Below are 22,461 nucleotides of genomic sequence, written 5' to 3'. Positions count from 1 at the left end.
CGGTGTCTGACACCCGTTGGGACGCTGCCGCAGGCTGACGGTCATCTCCCCAGGGTGTCAGACACCTTTGAGGAGACCTTTGAGGCAGGATCAGCTCTCGAACCAGTTCAACACGCCGTCCATTCCCGAGACGTTCAGCGCGTAGCGCGTCTGCTGACGCACCAGCGGTTTGGCGTGGTAGGCCACCGGAAAGCCGGCGTTGGCCAGCATCTTCAGGTCGTTGGCGCCGTCGCCCATTGCGATGATCTGATCCGTCGAGGCGCCGTGCGTGCGCGCGAAGTCGCGCAGGTGGGCGGCCTTGGCGTCGGCGTCCAGGATGTCGCCAAGCACGCGTCCGGTTAGTACGCCGTCTTCGATTTCCAGCGTGTTGGCGTGGGCGCTGTCCAGGTTCAGGCGGGCGCGCAGGCGTTCCGTGAAGAAGGTGAAACCGCCCGACACCAGCAGCACCTTGATGCCGGCGGCCTGGGCCGTGGAGATCAGGCGTTCGGCGCCCGGGTTCAGGCGCAGCTTTTCCTCGTAGACCTGGTCCAGCGCGCCAGCCGGCGCGCCTTTCAGCAGCGCGACCCGCCGGCGCAGGCTTTCGGCGAAATCCTTGATCTCGCCGCGCATGGCGGCCTCGGTGATCTCGGACACCTTGTCTTTCACGCCGACCACGCCCGCGATCTCGTCGATGCATTCGATGTTGATCAGGGTCGAGTCCATGTCCATGGCCAGGACCTTGCAGTGCGCAAGCTTCAGTCCGGCAGGCACGAAGGCGGCGTCCACGCCGCGCGCCTCGGCGAAGGCGCAAACCACCGCGCGCGTCTCGTCGTCGTGCTGTACGTCGAGCAGGCGCGCCGCGGTGTTGCTGATGCGCGCCACGCCCTGGGCCTGGGCCAGCGCGGCAAGCTGCTCCGCATGTTCGATGGCGAGGCCGGGGGATTGAACGACGAGATTGTGGGTAGTCATGGCGGATGGGAAGGAGAGTCGGGGTTACTTGAGCGCACGCAGGACGGCGCGCACGGCGTCGGCCCTGGCGGGAATGAGGGGGGCCTTGATCTCGGCGCGCAATTTGTCCTGTCCGGCCAGCTTGATGTGCCGCTGCCGCTGGACGAGGTCAATGATGCGGGCCGGATCGACCGAGGTCTTGGGGCCGAACTGGATCAGGGCCTGCGCTTCGCTGGCGTCGATCTTGACGATGCCCAGCGGCTGGGCCGCAAGGCGCAGGCGGTGCGTGGCCAGCAGGGTCTGGGCCGCTTCCGGCAGCTTGCCGAAGCGGTCGATCAGTTCTTCCTGGATGTGGATCAGGTCGTCTTCGTCGGCGGCGTGCGCCAGCCGCTTGTAGATGGCCAGGCGCGCATGCACGTCGGCGCAATAATCGGAAGGCAGCAGCGCCGGGGCGTGCAGGTTGACCTCGCACGCCAGGTTGAAGGGCGCGTCCAGGTCGGGCTCTTCGCCAGCGCGCAGTGCGCGCACGGCCTCGTTGAGCATCTCGTTGTACATCGAGAAGCCCACTTCCTGGATGTTGCCCGACTGCGAGTCGCCCAGCACTTCGCCGGTGCCCCGGATTTCGAGGTCGTGCATCGCCAGGTAAAAGCCCGAGCCGAGCTCTTCCATGGCCTGGATGGCTTCCAGCCGCTTCTTGGCGTTGCTGGTGATGGCGTCCTCGCCCGGCGTCAGCAGGTAGGCGTAGGCCTGATGGTGCGAGCGCCCGACGCGTCCGCGCAACTGGTGAAGCTGCGCCAGGCCGAAGCGGTCGGCGCGATGGATCACGATGGTGTTGGCGCTGGGCACGTCGATGCCGGTTTCGATGATGGTGGTGCACAGCAGCACGTTGTAGCGCTGCTGGTAGAAGCCCTTCATCACCTGTTCGAGTTCGCGCTCGGGCATCTGGCCGTGTGCGACGGCGATCCGGGCTTCGGGCACCAGTTCTTCCAGGCGCGCCCGGCGGTTGTGGATGGTCTCGACCTCGTTGTGCAGGAAGTAGCACTGGCCGCCGCGCTTGAGTTCGCGCAGCAGGGCCTCGCGCAGCGTGCTGCCATCTTCGCGCCGCACGAAGGTCTTGATGGCCAGGCGCTTCTGCGGCGCCGTCGCAATGACGGAGAAGTCGCGGATGCCTTCCAGCGACATGCCGAGCGTGCGGGGAATGGGCGTGGCGGTGAGCGTCAGGACGTCGACCTCGGCCCGCAGCGACTTGAGCGCTTCCTTCTGGCGCACGCCGAAACGGTGCTCCTCGTCGATGATGACCAGACCCAGCCGCTTGAACTTCACATCTTTCGACAGAATCTTGTGCGTGCCGATGACGATGTCGACCCGGCCGTCGTTGATGCCTTCGATGGCGGCCGACACTTCCTTGGCCGAGCGGAAGCGCGACAGTTCCACCACGCGTACGGGCCAGTCGGCGAATCGGTCGGTGAAGGTCTGGGCGTGTTGCTCGGCGAGCAGGGTGGTGGGGCACAAGAGCGCCACCTGCTTGCCATTGGCGACGGCCAGGAAGGCGGCGCGCAGCGCGACTTCCGTCTTGCCGAAGCCGACGTCGCCACAGACCAGGCGGTCCATCGGGCGGCCCGAGGTCATGTCGCTGATGACGGCCTGGATCGCGGCGGCCTGGTCTGCCGTCTCTTCGAAGCCGAAGCCCTCGGCAAAGGCCTCGTAGTCGTTCAGCGGCAGGTTGAACGCAAAGCCTTCGCGCGCGGCGCGCTGCGCATACAGCGCCAGCAGTTCCGCGGCGGTGTCGCGCACCTGCTTGGCTGCCTTGCGGCGGGCCTTGTCCCATTGCCCCGAGCCCAGCTGGTGCAGCGGCGCGGCTTCCGGATCCGCGCCGCTGTAGCGGGCGATCACGTGCAGCTGCGACACCGGCACGTACAGCGTGCTGCCGTTGGCGTACTCAAGATGAAGAAACTCCATCTCGCCTTCGCCCATGTCCATGTTGACCAGGCCGTGGTAGCGCCCGATGCCGTGCTGGGCGTGGACGACGGGATCGCCCTCGCGCAGCTCGGACAGGTCGCGCACCATGGCTTCGACGTTGCTGGCGCGCTCCTGGTCGCGCTTGCCGCGACGTCCCGGCGTTGCCAATCCGGGGTAGAGGTCGTTTTCGGTCAGGAAGGCGAGGTTCGCGTCCGGCAGCTGGAAGCCCACGCCCAGCGGCGAGGCGACGATGCCGAAATGCGCGTCCGACGCCAGGAAGGCCTCGATGGTCTCGGGCTGCGCGTCAGGCGTGACGCCGAACTCGTGCAGCATCTGCACCAAGGTTTCGCGGCGCCCCGCGGAATCGGCGCACAGCAGCACGCGGGTCTGGCCCGTCTGCACCAGCGTGCGCAGCTTGGCGATCGGATCCTCGGCGCGGCGCGCCACGCTGACATCGGGCGCGGCCCGGAAGTCGGGGTGCGGCTGGCCGGCAGTCAGCGACAGGCGGCGAAAGGCCTTCAGCCGGCCATACAGCGATTCGTTATCCAGGAACAAAGCCGAGGGCGGCAGCACGGGACGCTCGCGATCGCTCTTCAAGAAGCCGTAGCGGCTGGCCGTGTCCTGGTTGAAGCGCTGGATCGCGTCGTCGATGTCGCCGACCGTGACCATGACCGTGCCTTCGGCCACGTAGTCGAACAGCGTGGCGGTCTCTTCGAAGAACAGCGGCAGGTAGTACTCGACGCCGGCAAAGGGGATGCCGTTGCCGATGTCCTTGTAGGGCAGGGCGCGCGAGGGATCGCCTTCGAAAATTTCCCGAAAGCGCGCGCGGAACCGGTTGCGCGCGTCCTCGTCCATCGGGAATTCGCGGCCTGGCAGCAGCTGGACCTCGCGCACGGGGTACAGGCTGCGCTGGGTGTCCACGTCGAAACTGCGGATGGTCTCGATTTCGTCGTCGAACAGGTCCAGGCGGTACGGCACCACCGAGCCCATCGGGAACAGGTCGATCAGGCCGCCGCGCAGGCAGAATTCGCCGGGCGCGGTCACCTGGGTGACGTGGTTGTAATTGGCCAGCGTGAGCTGCGCGCGCAGCGCCGCTTCGTTCAGGCGGTCCTTCTGCTTGAACGAGAACGTGTAAGCGGCCAGGAACGAGGGCGGCGCCAGCCGGTACAGCGCCGTGGTGATGGGCACGGTCAGCACGTCCACCGTCTTCATCATCAGCGAATGCAGCGTGTGCAGGCGCTCCGAAATCAGGTCCTGGTGCGGCGAGAACGCGTCGTAGGGCAGCGTTTCCCAGTCGGGCAGCTGCCGCACGCGCAGACCGGGCGCGAACAGCTGGATTTCCTCGGCCAGGCGCTGCGCTTCCAGGGGCTCGGCCGTCAGGATGACCAGCGGGCCGCCGGCCTGGCGGGCCAGATCCGCCAGCAGCCAGGCGTCGCCGGAACCCGGCGGCCTGGGCTGCGCGTAGCGCGTGCCGGGCTTCAGCGCGGACAGGGTGGGAACCGTGGCGGGGACGGGAGGGGCGGCCGTGGCGGAGGAGGAAGGGGCGGGCATCAGGCTGGAAGCGGACATCAAGCGAACGATTATAAAATCTCCGCACCATGTCTGACGCAATCATCGCAATCGTGCCCGCCGCCGGTGTCGGCGCCCGCGCCAGCCGGCCCGGACACGAGGCCGTTCCGAAGCAATACCGTCCATTGGCCGGACAGCCCATGCTGCGGCATGCGGTCAGCGCGTTGCTGGCCGACGCGCGCGTGTCCGAGGTTCGGGTGGCGGTCAGCCCGGGCGACGGCTGGGTCAATGCCGCGCTTGCTGGCCTGCCGCGCACTGTCTGGCGTGCCTGCGGCGGCGCGACGCGCGCCGATACGGTCGCCGGCGCGCTTGCCGACAGCGAGGTCGCTGACGACACCTGGGTGCTGGTACACGACGCGGCTCGCCCCGGCTTGCCTGCCGAGGCGCTGTCGCGGCTGATCGATGCCTGCCTGGCCGATCCGGTGGGCGGTTTGCTGGCCCTGCCGGTGGCCGACACGGTCAAGGGCGGGCACCAGCGGGTCGAGCGCACACTGGACCGCAATGGCCTGTGGCTGGCGCAGACCCCGCAGATGTTCCGGGCAGGCGTGCTGCGCGATGCGCTGACCGCGGCATCCGTGAATGGCGTCATCGTCACCGACGAGGCCTCGGCCATCGAGGCCGCCGGCTATGCGCCGCTGCTGGTCACGGGGTCGATGCGCAATTTCAAGGTGACTTGGCCGGACGATTTTGAACTGATGGAAAAATGGCTATGAGCATTCCTTTTCGCGTCGGGCAGGGCTTTGACGTGCACGCGCTGGTCGAAGGCCGGCCGCTGATCATCGGCGGGGTCACGATTCCGCATACGCACGGCCTTTTGGGGCATTCCGATGCGGACGTGCTGCTGCACGCGATCACCGACGCGCTGCTGGGCGCGGCGGGGCTGGGCGACATCGGCCGGCACTTTCCCGACACCGATCCGGCCTTCAAGGGGGCCGACAGCCGCGTCCTGCTGCGCGAAGCCATGGCGCGCGTGCGCCAGGCGGGCTGGGCGCCGGTCAATATCGACGCCACGCTGCATGCGCAGGCGCCCAAGATCGGCCCGCACGCGCCGGCCATGGTGAGGAACATTGCCGCCGATACGGGGCTGGCAGAGACCGAAGTCAACATCAAGGCCAAGACCAACGAAGGGCTGGGCTTTCTGGGCCGCAAGGAAGGCATCGCGGCGACGGTGGTCGCGCTGCTGGCGCGCGCGGATTCCTGACGCGCCACCGGTTCCGTGGCGCGAACGCCACGCCTGCCCCCAAATCGAAAGCCGTCCGTGCCGCCAGCCCGGGCGGCTTTTACGTTGGAATACATCTTTAACAAATGAATAAGCGGACCGGTTTGATCTGACATACGCTGCGCGACTTGAAATCTGACTAATCAGGGACATTCAGATGCGATTCCGTGGCGCGGGGCTATTTTTCGTGCTGGCCGCTTTTGCTACCACCGCGCACGCGGCGTATGAGAAGCAGCTCGGCCCACTGGCAGGCACCGTCAAACAGCAGCTTTTGCAGGGCTGGCACGTCGGAGAGCAGGACGGCTGGTTCACGTTGCGCAATAGCGATGTGCCCGGCGGCGAGCAGACGTTCTACATCAATCCGGGGCCCGCGCCCGAGACGGGCCGCATCACCGATGTCAACGTGATGGTCAACTCGAAGAGTCCCAAGGCGTCCATCGGCATTGCGCTGAACAACAACGCGCGCAAGAGCCTGTGCCTCCTGGAGATCCGGGCGGACCGCAACACGATGCTGTTCTGTCTGGAGGGCCAGACGCGCCGCGACATCGCCTCCGTGCCCAACGTGGCCAAGCTGGACGGCACCGACCGCATCAGAGTGGTGGAAGTGCCCGGCGCCGCGCGTTTCCTGGTCAATGGCCAGAAAATTGCCGATATCGAGAACGAGCCCGCGCTGGGCAGCGAGATCGGCATCATGGCGTACGACGAAGGCACGTTCGGCATTGCCGATTTCATGATCGTGTCGGACGTGGCTGCCAAGCCCGCCGGGTCCGGCGCGCAAGGCGGCGCGGGGGCGGGTGCGCCGCGCGTGCCGTCGGCGGCGCCGCCTCCCGCGCCCGCCAATAACACGACAGCCAACAACACGCCCGCCACCCGCACGCCCGCCAACAACGCCCCCGGCTTGCCGGGCGCGGGCCCCTATCCGCGATTTGGCGGCGATACGTTGCGCATCGTCGGGGTCTACGTCGGGATCATGCGCAGCATCTTCCTGCACGAGTTTGGCCACGCGCTGATCGGCGAGCTGGAGTTGCCGGCGACGGGCGCCGAGGAAGACGCGGTCGACATGTACTCGGCGTTGCAGATCGTCGAGCCCACCATGTATCCGACCAAGGACGAGGACCTGAACACCATGGCCCGCGAGGCCGCGACCTATGCCGCGCTGCAGTGGTACTACAGCGGCAAGCTGGCGGAAAAGCGCGGCGCCTCGGCAAATTCGGCCTGGCAGGACGAGCACACGGGCGACTTGAAGCGCTTTCGCAACATGCTGTGCATCATGTACGGCGGCAATCCCGCGGTGTTCGAACCGGTGGCCAAGCACGTTGGCTTCGAGGACCGGACCAAAGCGCGGTGCACGGACGAATTCAACAAGCAGAACCGCGCGTGGCGCCGGCTGCTGGCACCGCACACGCGGGTCGGCGCCTGGACGCCCGACGGCCTGCAGCCGGCCAACGCGCCCGGCGCGCCGGTCAACGTGGTGTTCGAGCCATCCAAGCGCAAGATCGGCAACCTGTTCGCGAACAACCTGTCCGAGGCCATCACCAACAACATCAAGCTGCTCGGCCAGACCTACGTGCTGCCGAGGCCGGTGAACGTGGTGTTCAAGGATTGCGGCCAGTTGAACGCCTGGTACAACCCGCGCGAGGGGTCGATCACGATGTGCTATGACCTCATCGAGAACATCGCGGTGATGGTTTCGGACATTGAGATGGGCACGGTGGGCGGCGAGGTCGTCGCCAAGGATGGCGGCGCGCCGACTGCGCCGCGGCAACCGCCCGCGGCGGGGCAGGGCATGCCGGCGCTGCCCGCCGGCGCCTTCGACGAGCTGAAGGACTACGGCGTGCCGCCGACGAACCTGCTGTTCTCGTCGCCGTATCGGGGGCCAACGCCCAACAAGCACACGCGCGCCGACATCATCACGACGCCGGAGCTGGTGCGGTTGATCAACAACGATAAGAACATTCTCATCATCGACACCAGCGGGCTACGGGAGACGCTGCCCATCGCCTATCCGCTGTCCGACGCCGGGTCGGACGGCAGCGTCGCGGACCACCTGCAAGGCGCGCTGGACGCCTGGCTGAAGAAGAACACCGGAGACCGGCGCGACACGCCCATCGTGTTCATGGGCGCGGGCATGAACGACCGATCCTCCTACAACGCGGCGCTGCGCGCGGGGACCCTGGGTTGGCGCGCCTACTGGTATCGGGGCGGCATGGAGGCGTGGACCGCCAACGGCCTGCCGACCGCGCCGGTCAAGCCCGCCGCCGGCAAATAGCGCGCTACACGACAGCCAAAAGGAAAAGCCCGCCTGCATCATGCAGGCGGGCTTTTTTTTGCCAGCGAGGGGCGCTTACTTGCCTTGGGCGGCCAGCGCCAGCGCGGCGGCGTTGACGACGGCGGCAATCCGGCCGGCGTCGCGCAGCTGTTCGGTCGACAGGCCGTCGTTCTTCAGGTTCTCATAGTGCGAAGCCACGCAGAAATGGCACTTGCCGATGATGGAAGCCACCAGGGCGAAGAGCTCGAAGCGCTTCTTTTCCACGCCGCCGTGGGTGGCGTAGGCGTTCATGCGCAACTGGGCCGGCAGGCTCTTCAACTGGGCGTCGCCGGTCATCTCCACGTAGGGATACCAGGTGTTGTTCATGCCCATGAGGGCGGAGGCGGTCAGCGCGGCATTGGCGTCGCCTTCCGACAGGCCGCTCTTGAAGGCCTCGACCAGCACCGGGCTGCGCGCGGCGTACGCGGCGGACAGGGCGGCGCCCACGGCGTCTTCGGGAGCCAGCGTCGAGCGGGCAATCACGGCGTCCAGATTCAGGCGGATGTCCTTGGCCCAATCCGGCAGCTGTTCCTTAATGGTCGTAAGAAATTCCATAGTTTTTACCTATAATCTAGCGCAATTAATGCCCGGCGCAGGGCCTGCGGACAGGCCCCGGACCGGGCTGGAAATTACAGCGTGGCGCCGCCAACCGTACGGTTGCACGGGCACAGTTCGTCGGTTTGCAGACCGTCGAGCAGACGCAGCACTTCTTCCGGGTTACGGCCGACGTTCAGGTTGTTCACCGAAACGTGCTGGATCGTGTTGTCCGGGTCGACGATGAACGTGGCGCGCAGGGCAACGCCAGCACCCTTTTCACGCACGCCCAGTTGGTCGATCAGGGCGCCGGTGGTGTCGCCGAATTGGTAGTGACCCAGCTTGTTCAGGTCCGGGTGCTCACGGCGCCAGGCCAGCTTGACGAATTCGTTGTCGGTCGAACCGCCCAGCAGGACGGCGTCGCGGTCTTCGAAATCCTTGGCCAGCTTGTTGAAGCCGACGATTTCGGTCGGGCACACAAACGTGAAGTCTTTCGGGTAGAAGTAGATCACCTTCCACTTGCCGGGGAACGAGCTTTCGGTGATGTCTTCGAACGCCGACACGCCGTTTTCTTCGTGTTGGTTGAAGCCGGGCTTGACGCCGGTGACCTTGAAGGGTTCGAGTTTGTCGCCAACAGTTTTCATGTTTACTCCCGTAGTTGTTGGGTGGAGATAAGGCAGCGCCTCAAACCCCAAATTTTACGCTATGGATTATCGTTGTCTAATTGATAATTCCTAAACTTGGCTTTGGGCAGCTCTATCCGTGCGGTGAGTCCGCCGCCCTCGCGCGGCAGCATGCGCAGCGACCCGCCGACGTGCTTGAGCAGGCGCTCGACGATGGCCAGACCCAGGCCTGCGCCGCTGACGCCGGTGCGGGCGGCCTCGCCGCGCGAGAACGGGCGCAGCAGGCGGTCCACGTCTTCGGGCGCGATGCCGGGGCCGCGGTCGGACACTTCGATGACGATCATGCTGCCTTCGGCCTGCAGCGTCATGTTCAGGTGCGCCATCCCATCGTCGGGCGAGCGGCCATAGCGGCGCGCATTTTCGATCAGGTTGCTGACGATGCGCTTCAAGTCCAGCGCGGTGATGCGGGCGCGCAGGCCAGGTTCGAGCGAGGCTTCCAGTTCGCCGCCGAGCGAGGCGGTATGGCTGCGCTCGCGTTCATACAGTTCGGCAAGCACGGCGGAAATGTCGGTGGCCAGTTGCGGCAGCGTGCCCGCCGGGCGCGCGTATTCCATGAGCTGGCCGATGCTGTGGTCGATCTGGCCGAGGTCTTCGTCGATGGCCTGCCGCGCGTCCTCGGACACGCCGCTCAGTTCGATTTCCAGCCGCATGCGCGCAAGCGGGGTGCGCAGATCGTGCGAGATCCCGGCCAGCATGAGTTCGCGATCGGCCTCGGCCTGCCGCAAATCCTTGGCCATGCGATTGAACGACGCATTCAGGTCGCGGATCTCGAGCGGGCCCTGCTCGGGCAGCGGCGCGGGTGTTTCACCACGCGACAGCACCTGGGCCGCACGCGCCAGACGGGAGAGCGGCCGGTTGACGAATCCCACACTGACCGCGGCGCCGACCAGAGACAGCAATAGCGCGGTGGCGCCCCATCCCAGCCATTCAATGCCGCCTGTCAGGCCAATCTGCTCGCGCTCGAATACCAGCCAGTACAGGTCCTTTTCGATCTGGAAACTGACCCAGAAGCCGGGTACCTGGTTCACGCCCCAGGCAATCTGCGTTTCCGGGCCGAAGCGCGTGCGGATGTGCTGGGCCACGCGCTGCCAGTAGTCGTCGTCGGGGAGGGCTTCGGCGAAGTCGGTGACCTCGCGCGGATAGACCTGAATGCCTTCGTTGGTGGCCAGGTCGAGCAGGAGCTTGCTGCGTTCGCCGTTATGGGAATAGATCAGCGCGGTGCGCGTGATATTGACGGCCGTGATCACCCGCTGCGCCATTTGATTGGCGCGCGGTCCCAGCTCCATGCTGAAAAATACTTGAAGCCACGCGCCCAGGCTGACGAGCATCAGCGCGGCGAGCAAAAGGAACGTGCGGCCGAACAAGCCCAGCCGCAAACGTGATGTCAGGTTCCTGAATGTTCTGCGCAGGCGCGGCACGACGCTGCGCTCCTGCCCGGGGCGGGCCAGCCGATCAGCTACCACCGTCCGGGACGAACACGTATCCTAGACCCCAAACGGTCTGGATGAATACGGGCTTGGACGGGTTTGGCTCGATCAGTTTGCGCAGACGCGAGATCTGGACGTCCAGGCTGCGATCGAAGGCTTCGTATTCGCGGCCGCGAGCCAGTTCCATGAGCTTGTCGCGCGACAGGGGAATCTTCGGATGGCGCGCAAAGACCTTGAGCACCGAGAATTCACCCGTGGTGATGGGCACCTGTTCGCCGTTGCGCGTGAGCGTGCGGGTGGACAGATTCAGCACGTAGGGGCCGAAGGCGATGGATTCGTTTTCCTGGCTGGGGGCGCCGGGATGTTCTTCGGTGCCGCGGCGGCGCAGAATCGCATTGATCCGGGCCAGCAGTTCGCGGGGGTTGAAGGGTTTGGACAGGTAGTCGTCCGCGCCCATCTCCAGGCCGACGATGCGGTCGATTTCTTCCGCCTTGGCCGTCAGCATGATGATGGGGGTGTTGTCGTGACCACCGCGCAGCCGGCGACAGATGGACAGGCCATCCTCCCCGGGCAGCATCAGGTCCAGCACGAGCAGGTCGAAGTGCTCACGTTGCCAGAGTTTGCCCATCTCTTTGGCGTCTTCGGCGACGAAAACGTTGAATCCCTGTTCGGACAAGTACCGGCGCAGCAGATCGCGCAAGCGCGGATCGTCGTCAACGACGAGGATTTTTCGGGTGGGGGTGGTGTTTTGCGTATTCATGGCCGGAAATGTAACAGTGACAAGAACCGGGGGCTAGAGGGCGTTCACAAGATATTACACATTGCGATCCCTGGTTGAAATCCCCCTTACACCCGGGGGTAACAGCGCCTTATTTCGTACAATCTGCATCTATGGAACTAAACCTGCTGGCACTGGAAACTTCGTCGTCACGATGTGGCGTGGCCCTTTTGCGGGCGGTCGACGGCCGCCTGGAGATCAGCGTCCGCGAACACGAAGGTTCCCAGGAACACGCCGAGCGCCTACTGCCTATGGCCGATGCGCTGCTTGCCGAGGCCGGCATCGCCGCATCGGGGCTGCACGCCGTGGCGTTCGGGCAGGGGCCCGGCGGCTTCACCGGCCTGCGCGTGGCCTGCGGCGTCGCCCAGGGAATGGCGTTGGGGCTGGGCATCCCGGTGTTGCCTATTGTTTCGCACCAGGCCGTGGCCGCGGACGTCGATGGCACCCCTGGTGAGGCCGTGGTCGTGGCGCTGGACGCCCGCATGAACGAGGTCTATCTCGCAGTCTACCGCCGCAGCGCTGCGGCGGGTGATGAATCCGTCTGGGAAACCCTGCAGGCGCCGATGCTGATCGCCGCCGCCGAGGTCGTGCCCTGGACGGCGCACCATTTGCCGATCTGGTCGGCGCGGGCCGGGCAGCCGATCGCGCCGCTGCTGGCAGGCGATGCCTGGGACGCGTACGCCGCCGATATGGCGGCGCCCGCCGAATGGCGCCGTGCCGTCGATGCCCAGCGGCCGCAGGCAGCCAGCGTGGCGCGCCTTGCCCGCCAGGGCTGGCTGCGGGGCGAAACCCTGGCGCCCGAGCTGGCCGCGCCCCTGTATGTGCGGGACAAGGTGGCGTTCACCACCGCCGAGCGCCTGCGTGGCGAGGGCGGCAATCCCAAAGCCCAGCCATCGCTCGCCACGCCGGTGCCGCAGCCCATGACGCAGGCGGACCTGGAGGAAGTCGTGGCGCTGGAGGCGCAAGTTCAGGCGTTTCCCTGGACGCGCGGCAATTTCGCTGACGCCCTGGCGTCGGGCTACGGCGCCTGGACGTTGCGGCGCGAGGGCAAACTGGCCGGATTCTGCGTGCTGATGTATGCGCCCGACGTGGCGCACCTGCTGGTGATTGCGGTGGCGCGGGACCTGCACCGCCAGGGGCTCGGCGGCGTGCTGCTCGATTGGTGTGAACAGCAGGCGCGCGAACGGGGGCTGGAAGGGCTGTTGCTGGAAGTGCGGCCGTCCAACGCCTCGGCCATCAGTTTCTATAAGGGCCACGGCTACCTGCAGATCGGTGTGCGCCGTGGTTATTACCCGGCTGACAAGGGCGGCCGCGAGGATGCCATCGTCATGCAAAAGCGCTTTGGCCACGCCGACGGAGCCCAAGCATGAACCCGGTGGACGCCGCGGCGCGCCCTGCGCCGCCCCGCATCAACCCGTTGCAGCGCATCTGGCTGCGCGAGCTCGGCATGGAGCGGCTGTGGCTGCGTACGCCGCCTGCCGCGCCGGCCATCAAGACGCCCGTTGCGCCCGCTGTCGGCGCATCGGCGCCGGCCCCCGTGGCGGCGCCCTCGGCCCTGTCCGGCGGCGCGCCCGCTGCGGCACCCCAATCCGCCGTCGTCGCGCCGGCCCCGGCCGAATCGCCCTCTGCGGTTCCAACGATTGCGCCGCCCGCGCAGGCTGCCCAGGTTTCCGAGCCCGCCGCCACGCCGGCAGAGCCGCCATCCGGGCGCGCATCATCGGCCATTCCGGCCTCGATCCTGAACCGCACCGGCCCGCCGCCGCGGCCGGCGCCGAAGGTCGAAGTCCAGGAGGAAGCGCCACCGCCCATTCCGGTGGCCGAGGCCGTCAAGGACGCCAATCTTGAACAGCTGGCCGCGCAGGTCGTGGCGTGTTCGGCCTGCGGCCTGTGCCAGGGCCGCCGTCATGCGGTGGTCGGCCAGGGCGCTCAGCCGACCCGTTGGCTGGTGGTGGGCGAAGCGCCCGGCGAACAGGAAGACCGCCAGGGCCAGCCCTTCGTGGGCCGGTCGGGCCAGTTGCTGGACGCCATGCTGGCGGCGGTGGGCATGAGCCGCGAGCGGGACGTCTTCATCACCAATGTCATCAAGTGCCGTCCCCCGGGCAACCGCAATCCCAAGCCCGAGGAAATCGCCGCCTGCAGCCCGTATCTGATGCGGCAGATCGCGTTGCTCAAACCCGAGCGCATCCTGGTGCTGGGGCGGTTTGCCGCGCAGACGCTGTTGGGCACGGACGCCACCATCGGCAGCCTGCGGGGCCGCGTCCATCACTTGAAGACGGACGAGGGCGCGCAGATTCCGGTCGTCGTGAGCTACCACCCGGCCTACCTGCTGCGCAGCCCGTCAGAAAAGGCGCGTGCCTGGCAGGACCTGAAGCTGGCCGCCCGCGAACTGTAGCGGACCGGCGGCAAATGAAAAAACCGGGCGAGAGCCCGGTTTTTTGCTGGAAGATCAAGTGGTTGGCGCGCGCGGCCTAGTGGGTGGTATCCAGTGCGCGGCCGTGGCCTTCCTGTCCGATCTGGTCGTGCAGGTCGGGGTTGGCCTGCATGTTGCGCTTGCTCCAGCGCATGAAGACCACCATCAGCACGGCCACGACAGAGCCGAAGATCACGATGATCACGTTGATCGGCAGTTCCAGCCACAGCAGCAGCGTGTACATGGCCACCATGAGCAGGATGTTGAGCTGTTCGTTGAAGTTCTGCACGGCGATCGAATGGCCCGCCGACAGCAGCACGTGGCCGCGGTGCTGGAGCAGGGCGTTCATGGGCACCACGAAGAAACCGGCCAGGCCGCCCGTCAGCAACAGCAGCAGATAGACGCTCCAGGGCTGGTAGACCAGCGGCATCAGCAGCACGACCAGGCCCATCATGGCGCCGACCGGCAGCACGGCGAGCGCGCGGCGCAGCGGGATGCGGCCGGCCAGGATCGACCCGACCACCGTGCCCAGCGCGGCCACGCCCATCAGCATCGAGGCCTTGTCGAGCTGGTAGCCCAGGTGGCTGCGGCCCCATTCGATGACGATGAGCTGCAGCGTGGCGCCGGCGCCCCAGAACAGGGTGGTGACGGCCAGCGAGATCTGCCCCAGCTTGTCCTTCCACAGCACGCAGACATAGCCCCAGAACGTGCGCACGAGGCGCACGGGGTTCTTCTGCTGCGGCGGATAACGCACGTGGGTGCGGGGAATCATCAGGTTGCACAGCGCCGCCAGCAGGTACACGAAGGCGATGACGAGGATGGCGGCCTCGGCCGGCGTGTGGACCAGCTTGCCGATGAAGGAGTGGCTGAGCAGGGCGGTGGAAACGGACGAGGAGATCAGCAGGCCGCCCAGCACGGTACCCAGGATGATGGAGAAGACCGTCAGGCCCTCGATCCAGCTGTTGCCCTTGACCAGCATGGTGGGCGGCAGCATTTCCGTCACGATGCCGTACTTGGCGGGGGAATAGGCCGCCGCGCCGATGCCCACCACGCCGTAGGCGGCGCAGACCAGCCAGGTCTGGTACTGGGGGGCGACGCCGATGCTGGCGTACGAGAACATCAGCAGACAGCCGGCCACCTTCAGGGCATTGGTGGAGAACATCACGCGGCCCTTGGGGTAGGAGTCCGCGATGGCGCCGACGAACGCGGCCAGCACGACATAGGCCAGCGCGAACGACCATTTCATCATCGGGGCCAGCCAGTCAGGACCGTGCAGCTCCTGTATCAGCGCGATCGCTGCGATGAACAGCGCGTTGTCCGCCAATGACGAGAAGGCCTGCGCCGCCATGACCAGATAGAAACCACGTTTCAAGAATGTCCCCGATCTTTGGCCAGAGGCTGGCCAGTCCGCGTGAAAATTATGTGTCGTGCCAAAAAGTGTCAGGGAGTATAGCCGGACCCTTGCCCCGAGCCATTGCGCGTTTGCCCGCGGGTTGCCCGGCGCCAAGGTCAGGGTGGAGACCGCCTGCGGTATCATACGACCCATATGAGAGCCGGCCCTTCTTGGGCCGGTTTGCAATCTGTGCGGCAGGTCCGTTAACGCCTTTCGTTCAACCCACCCCGTCGTCATCGTACTGTGCGCCTTACTCAGCTCAAACTCGCCGGCTTCAAGTCCTTCGTCGACCCCACCGTCATCCCCGTGCCCAGCCAGCTGGTCGGCGTGGTGGGACCCAATGGCTGCGGCAAGTCGAACATCATCGACGCCGTGCGCTGGGTGCTGGGCGAAGCCAAGGCATCGGAACTGCGTGGCGAGTCCATGCAGGACGTCATCTTCAATGGCTCGGGCAACCGCAAGCCCGCCGCCCGGGCTTCGGTCGAAATGGTGTTCGACAACAGCGAGGGGCGCGCTGCCGGCCAATGGAGCAGCTACGCCGAAATTGCGGTGCGCCGGGTGTTGACCCGGGACGGCACCAGCAGCTATTTCGTCAACAACCAGCAGGTCCGCCGCCGCGACATCCACGACATCTTCCTGGGCACGGGCCTGGGCGCCCGTGGCTACGCCATCATCGGGCAGGGCATGATCAACCGCCTGATCGAAGCCCGCCCCGAAGAACTGCGGGTCTTCCTGGAAGAAGCGGCCGGCGTGTCGCGCTACAAGGAACGCCGCCGCGAGACCGAAAACCGCCTGTCCGACACGCGCGAGAACCTGACCCGCGTCGAAGACATCCTGCGTGAATTGAACAGCCAGCTCGAAAAGCTGGAAGCCCAGGCCGAAGTGGCCACCCGCTACCGCGAGCTCCAGGCCGACGGCGAAAAGAAGCAGCATTCGCTGTGGCTGCTGAAGGAAACCGGGGCCCGCGAGGAACGCGCCAAGAAGGCGCAGGAAATGGCGCAGGCCCAGAACGAACTGGAAGCGGCCATTGCCGGGCTGCGTGCGGGCGAGGCCGCGCTGGAATCCCGGCGCCAGGCCCACTACGCCGCCAGCGACGCCGTCCATACCGCGCAGGGCGCCCTGTACGAGGCCAACGCCCAGGTCAGCCGCCTGGAAGCCGAGATCCGCCACGTCGTCGATTCCCGCAACCGCCTGCAGGCCCGTCGTGATCAGCTTCAGCAGCAGATCGCCGAATGGACCAGCCAGCGCGAGCACTGCACCGAACAGATCGCCCAGGCCGAAGACGACCTGGCCGCGGCCGCCGCGCGCACCGAAGAGGCGCGCGCCACCGCGGAAGACGCGCAGGCGGGCCTGCCCTCGGTCGAGCAGCGCGTGCGCGAAGCCGCCGCCGGCCGCGACGAGATGCGCGCGGCTCTGGCCCGTGTCGAGCAGAACCTTGCGCTGGTCGCGCAGACCCAGCGCGACGCCGACCGCCAGATGCAGACCCTGGACCAGCGGCGCGAGCGCCTGCAACAGGAACTGCGCGAACTGCACAGCCCCGACCCCGAGCGCCTGGAACAACTGGCCGGCGACCGCGCCGCGGGCGAAGACCAGCTCGAAGCCGCCCAGGAAGAACTGGCCGTCCTGGAGGGCCGCGTGCCCGAGGCCGACGCCGAGCGCAGCCGCGCCCAGGCCGCCGCCCAGACCGAAGCCCAGAACCTGGCCCGCCTGGAAGCCCGCCTGTCCGCGCTGGTCAAGCTGCAGGACGACGTGCAGAAGCAGGGCGCGCTCGAACCCTGGCTGGCCAAGCACGAACTCGCCGGATTGTCGCGCCTGTGGCAGAAGCTGCACGTTGAACCGGGCTGGGAAACCGCCCTGGAATCGGCGCTGCGCGAACGCATGGCTTCCATGGAAGTGCGCAATCTGGATTGGGCGCGCGCCTTTGCCGACGATGCGCCGCCCGCCCGGCTGGCGTTCTATCAACTGCCCGCCGCCGCGCCCACGCCGCCGGCGCCGGCAGGTTTCACGCCGCTGGCCAGCCTGCTGCGCATCACCGATCCCGACCTGCGCACGCTGCTGAACGAATGGCTGGCGGGCGTCTACACGGCCAATGACCTGACCCAGGCCCTGGCCCTGCGCGCCACCTTGCCCGCCGGCGCTGCCTGCGTGGTGAAGGCCGGTCACCTGATCGACGCGCACAGCGTGCGTTTCTATGCGCCCGACTCGGAACAGGCTGGCCTCCTGGCGCGCCAGCAGGAAATCGAAAACCTGCAGCGCGAGATCAAGGCCCAGCAACTGATCGCCGACCAGGCCCGCGCCGCGGTTGCCCGCGCCGAAGCCGCCTGGCAGCAGGTGTCCCAGGCCATCTCGCCGGCGCGCACGCGTGTGGCCGAAGTCACGCGCCGCGTGCACGACATTCAGCTGGAACATTCGCGGCTGCAGCAGCAGGCCGAACAGTCCGGCGAACGCGCCTCGCGCCTGCGTCAGGACCTGGAAGAAATCAAGGCGCACGAAGAAGACCTGCGCGCCACGCGCGAAGAGGCCGAGGCCCGCTTCGAAGCGTTGGACGAAGAACTCGCCGAGCACCAGTCCAAGTTCGCCGATGCCGAGATGGACGGCGAGACGCTGGCGGCGCAAGCCGAGGCGGCCCGCACCCGTCTGCGCGAACTGGAGCGCGCTGCCCAGGAAGCCGAATTCGCCGAACGCGGCATCCAGGTCCGCATCACCGACCTGCAGCGCAACCAGCAGCTGGCCGCAGACCAGAGCCAGCGCGGCGCGGTCGAGCTGGAACAGTTGATGGGCGACCTGGCGGAGCTTGACGCGTCCGCGTCGCAGGCCGGCTTGCAGGATGCCCTGGAAATGCGCGCCGAGCGCGAGGAAGCGCTGTCGCGCGCCCGCCAGGAACTCGAAAACCTGGCAGCCCTGCTGCGCGGCGCCGACGAGGACCGCCAGCAACAGGAGCAGACGCTGGAACCGCGCCGCGCGCGCATCATGGAATTGCAACTGCAGGAGCAGGCCGCGCGACTGGCTGAAGAACAGTTCACGGAGCAGCTCAACGCGCGCGAAGTCGACCGCGAGGAGCTGGCCCAGTTCCTGGCCAACCAACCCGACGAATGGCGCCGCGCCAGCTGGCTGCAACAGGAAGTCGGCCGCATCTCGCGCCAGATCGAAGCGCTGGGCTCGGTCAACCTGGCCGCGCTCGACGAGCTGAACACCTCGCGCGAACGCAAGGGCTTCCTGGATTCCCAGCACCAGGACCTGATGACCGCCATCGAGACCCTCGAAGACGCCATCCGCAAGATCGACCGCGAGACGCGCGAACTGCTGCAAGAGACCTTCAACATCGTCAACGGCCACTTCGGCGATCTCTTCCCCAAGCTCTTCGGCGGGGGCGAGGCCAAGCTCAGCATGACCGGCGAAGAAATTCTCGACGCCGGCGTGCAGGTGATGGCGCAGCCGCCGGGCAAGCGCAACAGCACGATCCATCTGCTGTCGGGCGGCGAAAAGGCGCTGACCGCGACGGCGCTGGTGTTCGCGTTGTTCAAGCTGAACCCCGCGCCGTTCTGCCTGCTCGACGAGGTGGACGCGCCGCTGGACGACGCCAACACCGAACGCTATGCGAATCTGGTCGCCAACATGAGCGAGCAGACACAGTTCCTCTTCATCTCGCACAACAAGATCGCGATGCAAATGGCAAAGCAATTGATCGGTGTAACCATGCAAGAGCAAGGGGTTTCGCGTATCGTTGCGGTAGACATAGATTCGGCCGTCCAGATGATGGCCTCCGAAGCGGCATAAACCCAATATTGAGAAAGGCGCCGCCTTCCAGGCGCGGGATTTATACATGAGTGATTTGCAGATCGGGCTGATAGCCCTGGGCGTCTTGCTGATACTGCTGGTGTTGGGATTCAACTGGTGGCAGGACCGGCGCGTGCGCCGCAAGATGCAGAGCCACTTCCCCACGTCCGAACAGGATCCGTTGCTGGGCGCGGGGGCGGCGGGCGCCGCCACGGCCAATGTGGCCCGGCGCGAGCCCGGCATGGGCGGTGAGCCCGCGCGCGCGCAGCCCGGCCAACCGGCCCCCGTCGATCCCGGCAGCGATGCCGACGACGCGGAAGAACCCGATCCCGCGTGCGAAGTGGTCATCGAGATCAACTTTGCCGACGCGGTGCGCGGCGCGGATCTGCTGCCTTACATGCAGAGCCTGCGCAACGTGGGCCGCAAGCCCATGCGCGTGTTCGCCGAAACCGACCAGCGCCGCCACCGCGCGCGCGTCCATCCCGGCGAATCCTATGCCTCCATGCAGCTGGCCGTGCTGCTGGCCAACCGCAGCGGCCCGTTGACCGCCATCGAATGGTCGCAAGCCTGGGCGCGTGCCCAGGACATGGCCGAGCGCTTCGACGCCACGATCGAAGGCCCCGACCAGCAGGCCGTGCTGGAGCAGGGCGCCCGACTGGACGACACCTGCGCCGCACTGGACACCCAGGTTGGCCTGACGCTGCTGTTGGGCTCGGCCCAACCGGCAGCCGAAGTCCTGGCCGTGGCGCGCGACGTCGGTTTCGTCGCCGACGGCAACCGCCTTGCGTGGCCCAACGAAAACGGCGTGGCCCGCTTCACGCTGGCCCGCGCAGACGGCGCGGCGTTCGACGCGGGCATGGGCGGCATCGAACGCCTGTACCTGCTGCTGGACGTGCCGTGCAGCCCGGCCGACACCCGAGCCTTTGGCCGCATGGTCGACGTGGGCCGCGACCTGGCGTCGCGCCTGCGCGCCGAGCTGGTCGACGATCAGGGCAAGCCCCTGGCCGATGGCTCTGAAGCCGTCATCGACGAGCGCCTGCAGGTTCTCTTCGGCCAACTCGAACAAGCGGGTCTGCCCGCCGGCAGCGAGCGCGCCCAGCGGGTGTTTGCCTGATGGCAAGCAGGTCCGGCGAGAACCCGGCGCAAGCCGCGGCGCGCCTGCGCGCCGAAATCGAACAGCACAACGTCCGCTACTACGTCTACGACGAGCCTTCCGTCTCGGACGCCGAGTACGACGGGCTGATGCGCGAATTGCAGGCCCTGGAGGCCGAGCACCCGGAACTGGTGACGCCGGAATCGCCCACGCAGCGCGTGGGCGCGGCGCCAGTCTCCGCGTTTGGCAGCGTGCACCACGTGGTGCCGATGCTGTCGCTGAACAATGCGTTTTCCGAGGAAGAGGTGGCCGCCTTCGACCGCCGCGTCACCGAGACGCTGCGCGGCGCCGGCATGCTGGGACCCGCGCAGCAGCCGGACTACTTCTGTGAACTGAAGCTCGACGGCCTGGCGATCAGCCTGCGCTACGAGGACGGCCGCCTGGTGCAGGCCGCCACCCGCGGCGACGGCCAGACCGGCGAGGACGTCACGTCCAACATCCGCACGATCAAGGCGATTCCCCTGCAGTTGAAGGGCGCGGCCCCAAAGGTGCTGGAGGTGCGCGGTGAGGTGCTGATGAACCGCGCCGACTTCGAAAAGCTGAACGCCGCGCAGGCCAAGCGCGACGAAAAGGTCTTCGTCAACCCGCGCAATGCGGCGGCAGGCAGCCTGCGCCAGCTCGATCCGCGCATCACGGCCAAGCGGCCGCTGCGTTTCTTTGCCTACGGCTGGGGCGAGGTCCAGGGCTTGCCCGGCTCGCAGAGCGGCTTGTTTGACGAAGCCTCCGCGGGCGCGGCGCAGGCGTCGCAACTGCCCGAGAAATCTCACGGCGCCATGCTGGCGTGGCTGTCCTCGCTGGGACTGCCGGTCAATGTGGTGCACAACCATCGCGCAACCGGCGCGCAAGGCCTGATGGACTTCTACGCCAAGGTGGGCGCCTTGCGCGCCACCCTGCCGTACGACATCGACGGCGTGGTCTACAAGGTTGATTCGCTACCCGCGCAGAAGGTGCTGGGCTTCGTGGCGCGCGCGCCGCGCTTTGCGCTGGCGCACAAGTTCGCGGCCGAAGAAGCCACCACGACGCTGGTGGACATCGAAGTGCAGGTGGGCCGCACCGGCGCCATCACCCCGGTCGCGCGGCTCAAGCCCGTGTTCGTGGGCGGCGTTACCGTCACCAACGCCACGCTGCACAACGAAGACGAGATCCGCCGCAAGGACGTGCGCATTGGCGACACCGTCATCGTGCGGCGCGCGGGCGATGTGATTCCCGAAGTGCTGGGCCCGGTGTTGGAAAAGCGGCCGGACGATGCGCGGGGATTCGTCATGCCCACGCAATGCCCGGTCTGCGAATCGGCCATCGAGCGCCTGGAAGGCGAGACCATCGCGCGCTGCACCGGGGGCCTTTTCTGTGGCGCCCAGCGCAAGCAGACGCTGTGGCACGCGGCCAGCCGCAAGGCGTTGGACATTGAAGGCCTGGGCGAAAAGCTGGTGGACCAGTTGGTGGACAGCGGCCGCGTCAAGACGCTGGCAGACCTGTACAGCCTGCGTCCACTGGAACTCGTGGGCCTGGACCGTATGGGCCAGAAGTCCGCGGACAATTTGGTGGCCGCCATCGAGAAGGCGCGCTCGCCCAACCTGTCCCGGCTGCTCTTCGCGCTGGGTATCCGCCACGTGGGCGAAACCACGGCGCGGGACGTCGCACGGCATTTCGGCAGCATCGACGCCATCATGGACGCGGACGAAGACGCCTTGTCGTCGGTGCCGGACGTGGGGCCCGTGGTGGCCGCGTCGATCCGGCATTTCTTTGCCGAGCAGCACAACCGCGACGTCATCGAGCAACTGAAGTCGCAGGGCGTGAACCCGGTGGCCGAAGCCGCGCCGCAAGACACCACGCTGGCTGGCAAGACCTTCGTGCTGACCGGCACGCTGCCCAACTGGACGCGCGAAGAGGCCTCGATGCACATCCAGGCCGCGGGCGGCAAGGTCAGCGGCTCGGTGTCCAAGAAGACGGCCTATCTGGTTGCGGGCGAAGATTCCGGCAGCAAGCTGACCAAGGCCCAGGAACTGGGCGTGCCGGTGCTGGATGAAGACGGACTGAAGGCGCTGCTGGGCATTTCCTAGCCAGGACGCTTCCGACATCGAATGAAGAAGGGCTGCACGCCACCGGCGTGCAGCCCTTTTTGTTGCTTGCTGGGGGGGGGGCGGTGTCAGACACCCCGCAGAGATGGTCTTCAGTTTGAGGCAGCGTTTCAGGGGGTGTCTGACACCTGGGTCGAGATGGTCTTGGGACGGTGTCAGACCCCCTGCAGAGAGGATCGGCAGCTTGCGGCGGCGTCTCATAGGGTGTCTGACACCTGAGCACATTGCCGAGCGCAAAAAAACTGC

At 66.9% G+C, this 22,461-nt stretch carries 15 protein-coding genes; 8 read left to right on the top strand and 7 right to left on the bottom strand.

Annotated features, from left to right (window positions below; genetic code table 11):
• Positions 1 to 90: 90 nt before the first annotated feature.
• On the bottom strand, positions 91 to 948 hold the full coding sequence (gene serB / locus KVT32_RS04345; RefSeq protein ID WP_217617745.1) for a phosphoserine phosphatase SerB: 858 nt from the start codon (positions 946 to 948) through the stop codon (positions 91 to 93).
• A gap of 24 nt (positions 949 to 972) precedes the next feature.
• The gene (gene mfd / locus KVT32_RS04340; protein ID WP_217617744.1) at positions 973 to 4,455 is read right to left on the bottom strand and encodes a transcription-repair coupling factor; all 3,483 of its coding nucleotides are present in this window, start codon (positions 4,453 to 4,455) and stop codon (positions 973 to 975) included.
• 29 nt (positions 4,456 to 4,484) lie between these two features.
• Between mfd and ispD the strand changes: the two genes are divergently transcribed.
• The 3 genes from ispD to KVT32_RS04325 all read left to right on the top strand — a co-directional run bounded on the left by ispD (position 4,485) and on the right by KVT32_RS04325 (position 7,943).
• Entirely contained in the window at positions 4,485 to 5,168 is a 684-nt protein-coding gene (ispD, locus tag KVT32_RS04335; RefSeq protein ID WP_217617743.1) for a 2-C-methyl-D-erythritol 4-phosphate cytidylyltransferase, read from the top strand.
• On the top strand, positions 5,165 to 5,656 hold the full coding sequence (gene ispF / locus KVT32_RS04330) for a 2-C-methyl-D-erythritol 2,4-cyclodiphosphate synthase (RefSeq protein ID WP_152383672.1): 492 nt from the start codon (positions 5,165 to 5,167) through the stop codon (positions 5,654 to 5,656). Before ispD ends, ispF begins: the two co-directional genes overlap by 4 nt.
• Before the next feature lie 175 nt (positions 5,657 to 5,831).
• Complete coding sequence (locus KVT32_RS04325; RefSeq protein WP_217617742.1) at positions 5,832 to 7,943, top strand: DUF4344 domain-containing metallopeptidase; 2,112 nt, start codon at positions 5,832 to 5,834, stop codon at positions 7,941 to 7,943.
• Positions 7,944 to 8,018: 75 nt separating this feature from the next.
• On the opposite strand, the gene KVT32_RS04320 is transcribed toward KVT32_RS04325, so the two are convergent.
• From KVT32_RS04320 to ompR, 4 genes are all read right to left on the bottom strand, one after another.
• Entirely contained in the window at positions 8,019 to 8,537 is a 519-nt protein-coding gene (locus KVT32_RS04320; protein ID WP_042796792.1) for a carboxymuconolactone decarboxylase family protein, read from the bottom strand.
• 74 nt (positions 8,538 to 8,611) lie between these two features.
• The gene (locus KVT32_RS04315; protein WP_006217982.1) at positions 8,612 to 9,160 is read right to left on the bottom strand and encodes a peroxiredoxin; all 549 of its coding nucleotides are present in this window, start codon (positions 9,158 to 9,160) and stop codon (positions 8,612 to 8,614) included.
• A gap of 59 nt (positions 9,161 to 9,219) precedes the next feature.
• Positions 9,220 to 10,647, bottom strand: a complete 1,428-nt coding sequence (locus KVT32_RS04310) for an ATP-binding protein (protein ID WP_108005088.1) — start codon at positions 10,645 to 10,647, stop codon at positions 9,220 to 9,222.
• A 4-nt stretch (positions 10,648 to 10,651) separates the two neighbouring features.
• Positions 10,652 to 11,386 (bottom strand): two-component system response regulator OmpR, encoded by a 735-nt coding sequence (gene ompR, locus KVT32_RS04305; RefSeq protein WP_003813882.1) that lies wholly within the window; start codon positions 11,384 to 11,386, stop codon positions 10,652 to 10,654.
• A 131-nt stretch (positions 11,387 to 11,517) separates the two neighbouring features.
• Between ompR and tsaB the strand changes: the two genes are divergently transcribed.
• Positions 11,518 to 12,774: a tRNA (adenosine(37)-N6)-threonylcarbamoyltransferase complex dimerization subunit type 1 TsaB gene (gene tsaB / locus KVT32_RS04300; protein WP_175156305.1), complete on the top strand. Its 1,257-nt coding sequence runs from the start codon at positions 11,518 to 11,520 to the stop codon at positions 12,772 to 12,774.
• A complete protein-coding gene (locus KVT32_RS04295; protein ID WP_152383676.1) occupies positions 12,771 to 13,796 on the top strand; it encodes a uracil-DNA glycosylase in 1,026 nt (341 codons plus the stop codon). Before tsaB ends, KVT32_RS04295 begins: the two co-directional genes overlap by 4 nt.
• A 76-nt stretch (positions 13,797 to 13,872) precedes the next feature.
• On the opposite strand, the gene lplT is transcribed toward KVT32_RS04295, so the two are convergent.
• Positions 13,873 to 15,186 carry a lysophospholipid transporter LplT gene (gene lplT, locus KVT32_RS04290; RefSeq protein ID WP_056321765.1) on the bottom strand — a complete coding sequence of 438 codons (1,314 nt, stop codon included), beginning with the start codon at positions 15,184 to 15,186 and terminating at the stop codon, positions 13,873 to 13,875.
• Positions 15,187 to 15,450: 264 nt separating this feature from the next.
• Between lplT and smc the strand changes: the two genes are divergently transcribed.
• Genes smc through ligA form a run of 3 tightly spaced genes read left to right on the top strand, consistent with a single transcriptional unit; the run spans position 15,451 to position 22,197 of the window.
• A complete protein-coding gene (gene smc, locus KVT32_RS04285) occupies positions 15,451 to 18,984 on the top strand; it encodes a chromosome segregation protein SMC (RefSeq protein ID WP_056321768.1) in 3,534 nt (1,177 codons plus the stop codon).
• Between the two features lie 46 nt (positions 18,985 to 19,030).
• Entirely contained in the window at positions 19,031 to 20,098 is a 1,068-nt protein-coding gene (locus KVT32_RS04280; RefSeq protein WP_217617741.1) for a cell division protein ZipA C-terminal FtsZ-binding domain-containing protein, read from the top strand.
• On the top strand, positions 20,098 to 22,197 hold the full coding sequence (gene ligA, locus KVT32_RS04275; protein WP_217617740.1) for an NAD-dependent DNA ligase LigA: 2,100 nt from the start codon (positions 20,098 to 20,100) through the stop codon (positions 22,195 to 22,197). The genes KVT32_RS04280 and ligA overlap by 1 nt, the downstream gene beginning before the upstream one ends.
• Positions 22,198 to 22,461 lie beyond the last annotated feature (264 nt).

The sequence above is a fragment of the Achromobacter sp. GbtcB20 genome, from assembly GCF_019091095.1.
GTDB classification, from domain to species: domain Bacteria; phylum Pseudomonadota; class Gammaproteobacteria; order Burkholderiales; family Burkholderiaceae_B; genus Achromobacter; species Achromobacter mucicolens.
The sequence above is the reverse complement of the archived record's forward strand: the minus strand, read 5'-3'. Positions and strand labels throughout refer to the sequence as shown.

Coding starts and splice junctions, on each gene's coding strand:
- serB (WP_217617745.1), bottom strand. CDS start 948: ATGACTACCCACAATCTCGTCGTTCAATCCCCCGGCCTCGCCATCGAA.
- KVT32_RS04325 (WP_217617742.1), top strand. CDS start 5,832: ATGCGATTCCGTGGCGCGGGGCTATTTTTCGTGCTGGCCGCTTTTGCT.
- KVT32_RS04320 (WP_042796792.1), bottom strand. CDS start 8,537: ATGGAATTTCTTACGACCATTAAGGAACAGCTGCCGGATTGGGCCAAG.
- KVT32_RS04295 (WP_152383676.1), top strand. CDS start 12,771: ATGAACCCGGTGGACGCCGCGGCGCGCCCTGCGCCGCCCCGCATCAAC.
- ispD (WP_217617743.1), top strand. CDS start 4,485: ATGTCTGACGCAATCATCGCAATCGTGCCCGCCGCCGGTGTCGGCGCC.
- ligA (WP_217617740.1), top strand. CDS start 20,098: ATGGCAAGCAGGTCCGGCGAGAACCCGGCGCAAGCCGCGGCGCGCCTG.
- mfd (WP_217617744.1), bottom strand. CDS start 4,455: ATGTCCGCTTCCAGCCTGATGCCCGCCCCTTCCTCCTCCGCCACGGCC.
- ispF (WP_152383672.1), top strand. CDS start 5,165: ATGAGCATTCCTTTTCGCGTCGGGCAGGGCTTTGACGTGCACGCGCTG.
- KVT32_RS04280 (WP_217617741.1), top strand. CDS start 19,031: ATGAGTGATTTGCAGATCGGGCTGATAGCCCTGGGCGTCTTGCTGATA.
- tsaB (WP_175156305.1), top strand. CDS start 11,518: ATGGAACTAAACCTGCTGGCACTGGAAACTTCGTCGTCACGATGTGGC.
- KVT32_RS04315 (WP_006217982.1), bottom strand. CDS start 9,160: ATGAAAACTGTTGGCGACAAACTCGAACCCTTCAAGGTCACCGGCGTC.
- ompR (WP_003813882.1), bottom strand. CDS start 11,386: ATGAATACGCAAAACACCACCCCCACCCGAAAAATCCTCGTCGTTGAC.